At 45.6% G+C, this 4,127-nt stretch carries 3 protein-coding genes and 1 pseudogene; 2 read left to right on the plus strand and 2 right to left on the minus strand.

What is annotated here, in order from left to right; translation table 11 throughout:
* Positions 1-203, plus strand: a pseudogene (locus EWV68_RS08165) (RRXRR domain-containing protein); the annotation flags it as partial.
* 59 nt (positions 204-262) lie between these two features.
* The gene (locus EWV68_RS08170; protein WP_061432041.1) at positions 263-985 is read left to right on the plus strand and encodes a Stp1/IreP family PP2C-type Ser/Thr phosphatase; all 723 of its coding nucleotides are present in this window, start codon (positions 263-265) and stop codon (positions 983-985) included.
* A gap of 180 nt (positions 986-1,165) precedes the next feature.
* Here the strand turns inward: EWV68_RS08170 and EWV68_RS08175 are convergent, their stop codons facing one another.
* Positions 1,166-2,566 carry an ankyrin repeat domain-containing protein gene (locus tag EWV68_RS08175; protein WP_353737388.1) on the minus strand — a complete coding sequence of 467 codons (1,401 nt, stop codon included), beginning with the start codon at positions 2,564-2,566 and terminating at the stop codon, positions 1,166-1,168.
* A gap of 20 nt (positions 2,567-2,586) precedes the next feature.
* Positions 2,587-3,693 carry a hybrid sensor histidine kinase/response regulator gene (locus EWV68_RS08180; protein WP_353737387.1) on the minus strand — a complete coding sequence of 369 codons (1,107 nt, stop codon included), beginning with the start codon at positions 3,691-3,693 and terminating at the stop codon, positions 2,587-2,589.
* Positions 3,694-4,127: the final 434 nt, after the last annotated feature.

Below are 4,127 nucleotides of genomic sequence, written 5' to 3' on the forward strand. Positions count from 1 at the left end.
GACGTAAATATGGTGGCTCTACCACAAGACATGGGTTCCGTAAAGGAGATTTAATTTCTTCTCCCAAAGGAATTGGTTATGTTAGTGGAGATACCGAAAAACAGCTATCTGTAAGCGATACCAGTTGGAAACGATTGGGACAGATAACTGTTAGCAAGATTCAGTTAATTCGTCGTTCTAACGGTTTAATTGTTTCTCACTGACTTATGTAAAGCCGCCCTCCGTTATCGCTAAAGGGCGGGGTTTCAGACCCAGTTTTTCGATGAACAATCTTTCTTTTGGGGGAATGACCGATCCTGGTGTGGTGCGATCGGTTAATCAGGATAGTTATTATATCGACCCCGAGCGCCGCTTTTTTATCGTTGCCGATGGTATGGGGGGTCATGCGGGAGGCCAGGAAGCTAGTCAAATCGCCACTGAAACTATCCAAGCTCATCTAGAAGAACACTGGAATTCGCCCCGGGCTGCCGGGGAATTGCTGCAGGAGGCAATTACTGCCGCTAACGAGAAGATTATTGAAGATCAGCTGAAAAATCCCGAAAGACAGGACATGGGGACAACCCTAGTCATGGCTATCTTCCGAGATGATGGCTCTTGGTACACCCATATTGGTGATTCCCGTCTCTATCGCTTTCGTGAGCAAAAATTAGAACAGGTGACGGAGGATCATACTTGGATAGCTAGGGCGATAAAAATGGGCGATCTGTCCGAAGAAGATGCGAAAAACCACCCTTGGCGACACATTTTATTTCAATGTCTCGGCCGTCGCGATTTGCCCCCAGTGACGGTATCTCCCCTCGATGTGCAGTCCGGCGATAGTTTAATTCTCTGTAGTGATGGTTTGACGGAAGAAGTGTCCGACGAGGAAATTAGCGATTATTTGCAAACCGGTGCTGATTGTCAGGAAATTGTCGAAAATTTAGTGGCAGCGGCCAAAAAAGCTGGCGGTTCCGATAATATCACCGTGGTCATGGTAAGCTGTTGACTATCTAGGGTTTACGGCAAAAAGTTTCTCGTGGGGAAGTGGGGAAGTGGGGAAGTGGGGGAATTTCAACTAAAACCCTAACACCCTAACACCCCCCGCAACGCGCACGCAGTGACCACCCTATCTCCTGCCGACCGCCGATCGCCTCATCTCCACAAGCAATTTAAATTCGCGGGCAGCTTACTCGATCGCTCCTGCTTGTTGTAATAAAGAAACGATCGCCTGATGGTGATTAAACTTGGCTAACATTAAAGCGGTCATTCCCCCTTGATTTTTCTGATTTAAGTACACTTTTCCCCCGTCTAACAAAACTTTAACCGTGTCGAGACAACCGTGATAACTCGCCCACATTAAAGGGGAAGCGCCGCTAAAATCGAGTTTATTGACATCAGCACCGATATCGATTAACCGGCGCACCAGTTGACTATTATTGCCCTCACAAGCTTTCATGAGGACGGTTTTGCCATCGGGATAAACGGCGTTGGGATTAGCCCCGTAGTCGAGGAGATAACGACAGATTTTCGTAAATTTGCGCTGTAGAGCTAAAGTTAACGGTGTTTCTCCCTGCTGAGTTAGGTTAGGCTCCGCCCCCTGTTTTAACAATTCTAAAACGATCGCTTCGTATCCTTGCACCGTGGCGATGATCAAGGGTGTATCACCAAAATGGTTGCGGTGATTGACAAAAGCGCCGGCTTGTAGTAGGGCCTGGACGATCTCTAAATGTCCTTCGATCGTCCCTAAATGCAGGGCCGTTTCCCCAGCCTGATTTTGATTGTCAACACTGGCCCCCTTAGCGAGTAAAAGTCGGACAATATCGAAATATCCCTCAGCAGCGGCGATCATGAGGGCAGTTTCTCCCTCTTCCGTGCTGATATTCGGATTTGCTCCCGCTTGCAGTAAAGTTTGCACGCTGCCGAGATTTCCCCTCTCTACAGCCAAAATTAGGGGAGTTTCCCCGGATAAAGTGGGAGCATCGAGGGGCATACCACGGGTAATAAACAATTCGAGGATTTCTGGGCAATTAGCGGTGAGAGCCTGTAACCAAGCTTGTTGACGGATTTCTTCATCTACACCACTATCGAGCAGTAAACGGACGATTGTGGCGTAATTTTGTTTGATCGCTACAGATAAAGCCGTATCTCCATCCCGATCGCGCACATTGACCCGAGCGCCGGCGATTAATAACTGTTCTGCGATCGCTATATGACCCTTATAAACGGCGATCATTAGTGCTGGTGTACCATCTTGATTGACCTGATTGATATTAGCACCGGCAGCGATTAGTTGAGGGAGGATTTGACTGTGATTGAGGGCAGCCGCTAACATGAGAGGGCTTAAACCTTGAGGTTGTTTACTTTTGTTGATATCAGCCCCAAATTCTCGCAAAATTGCCACAATTTCCCTATGACCCCCCTGCACGGCATAGATTAAGGCCGTAGTATTTTGCCCATCAGTGGCGTTGACATTTGCCCCCTGACTCAGTAAAGCTTGAACCCGCGCGAGATTGCCCTGACGCGCCGCTTGTATTAACAAGATATCCCAATTAGAAGCCATTAACAGTGACCGATCGGCAGAAAGTATTTTTTCTATTATCGATCTTTCTAGACAGGTAAACGGACAGAAAAGCTACTACCCCGTTCTAATTCTGAGGTGACGGCAATAGTTCCCCCATGAGCATCAACAATGCGACGGGAGAGATAAAGTCCTAACCCATTGTTGGAACTGTCTGGGGAACTGGAGTACAGGCGCTCGAAAATCCGGGGTAGTTCTTCTGCTGAAATGCCTATACCAGTATCCTCGACGACAATGGTGACAAAAGTATCTTCCTCTGTAGCGGGGATGAGATGAATTTTCACATCACCCTTTTGGGTAAATTTAATCGCATTGCCGATGAGATTGGTAAAAACGCGCCGCAGTTCCAAGCGATCGCCAGTTAGGAAAATTTCCCCGGCATTTTCGGCATTTAAGCTTAATTCTAGTCCTTTTTCTCGGGCAAGGGGAGTTAACTGCTGACAGACTTCTTCGAGAATATCGATAATCTTTAATTTAGTAAAATTAAGTATCTTTTCGCCGTTTTCATAACAATAAACTTCCAAAAGATTATTAACCATTTCCAAGAGATTTTGATTACTGCGAATAATCACATGAATGACTCGACTCATTTCGGGAGTAATCTCACCATATAAACCTTCTTGAAATAGTTCTAATATATGATTGACAGACACTAAGGGAGTTCGCAAATCGTGGGTCATCCTCGAAACAAAATCTTCTTTTTGTCTAGCCAATTGCTCTTTTTCTTGTTTGGCAATCGCCACTTCTTCTTCCGCTTCATAGATGCGTAGGGCGTTTCGCATCGCTTGATTTAAGCGCGAGGCAGAAAGACGAAATTTACTCAGATAATCGGAAGCACCGGCTTTCATCATATCTACGGCAATTCCTTCGTCTCCGTGACCGGTTAAAACAATTAGGGGTATTTTAAGTCCCTGTTGCCGAATTTCCCGCACCAAAGTCAAACCATCTCCATCGGGTAGAAGATAATCGATAAACATACAGTCGAAAAGATTATTGGACATCTTTTCTTTAGCCTCTTGATAGTCAGCGGCTTCTGTTATTTCTATCGCCATCTCCGATGTTCTTAAGAATCGGCGCACGGCGATCCGATCTACTTCATTATCATCAACAATTAGAATTCTTAACTGGTTTAACATTGCCAATTTAAATCTGAATTTCATTACTGTCTGATCTACCCTGATAGAATACCTTGAATCGGGTTCGATGGTCAAGACATTTTCGAGGTCGATTCTTACAGCTTTTTTCTTAAAGATGAAGTATAACCTAATTTGCTATTGACGACCGAATCGTGACGACTGGCCCCCCAAAACGAAAAATTAGTACCTCACTATTAAGATGACTGCCACAATCGGAAACAATACTTAGGGTCTGCTGAAAAAGTTTTTCCTGGGGGCAGGGTGTGGGGTGTGGGGTGTGGGGTGTAGGGTTTTACCCATTTTCAGGCGGTCAATTACCTAATTTTCAGGGAAAAAGTCCAGGAATTTTCCCCCCGATCCCCGCAATGGCTGGCACTTTTTGAGGGGAAAAAAGTCCAAAAGTCTTATCCAACAAGGTTTTTAGATTTATTCAG

Origin of the sequence: Microcystis sp. M_QC_C_20170808_M9Col, assembly GCF_007095495.1 — a bacterium.
Taxonomy (GTDB): Bacteria; Cyanobacteriota; Cyanobacteriia; order Cyanobacteriales; family Microcystaceae; genus Microcystis; species Microcystis aeruginosa.

Excerpts from the sequence above, each read along its gene's own strand:
- EWV68_RS08180 (WP_353737387.1), bottom strand. The coding sequence starts at position 3,693 with ATGTTAAACCAGTTAAGAATTCTAATTGTTGATGATAATGAAGTAGAT.
- EWV68_RS08170 (WP_061432041.1), top strand. The coding sequence starts at position 263 with ATGAACAATCTTTCTTTTGGGGGAATGACCGATCCTGGTGTGGTGCGA.